The sequence below is a fragment of the Allomuricauda sp. M10 genome, assembly GCF_020782875.1.
In the GTDB taxonomy this organism is placed as follows: Bacteria; Bacteroidota; Bacteroidia; order Flavobacteriales; family Flavobacteriaceae; genus Flagellimonas.
This window is the reverse complement of record NZ_JAJGBN010000023.1, coordinates 1-231: the sequence shown is the minus strand read 5'-3', so window position 1 is coordinate 231 and position 231 is coordinate 1. Positions and strand designations below refer to the sequence as shown.

The 231-nt window shown below is 57.6% G+C and carries 1 protein-coding gene; it reads right to left on the bottom strand.

Features of this window, described 5'->3' with window-relative positions; all coding sequences use genetic code 11:
- A partial coding sequence (locus LKX84_RS17905; protein WP_228239097.1) for a hypothetical protein occupies positions 1–231 on the bottom strand: 231 nt, incomplete at both ends.

The following is a 231-nucleotide window of genomic DNA, read 5'->3' as shown; positions in this document are numbered from 1 at the left end:
GCCCGCACTGGGGTCGAGCGCTATTACGTCGGCCAAGTCCTGTGCCTCCGTTGCCGTGACCACATATGGCGTTCCCGCGGAACCGTTGCCTGTCACTACATTTATTCCTGCGCCTGTCACGATTGTTTCCGTTCCGTCGGCTGCGTTGTTGGTTATCTGGGTGTCCACATAGTTCTTGGTCGCGGCATCCTGTAGATCCGTAGGGTCGGTCACATCCGTTATCGGGCTGTT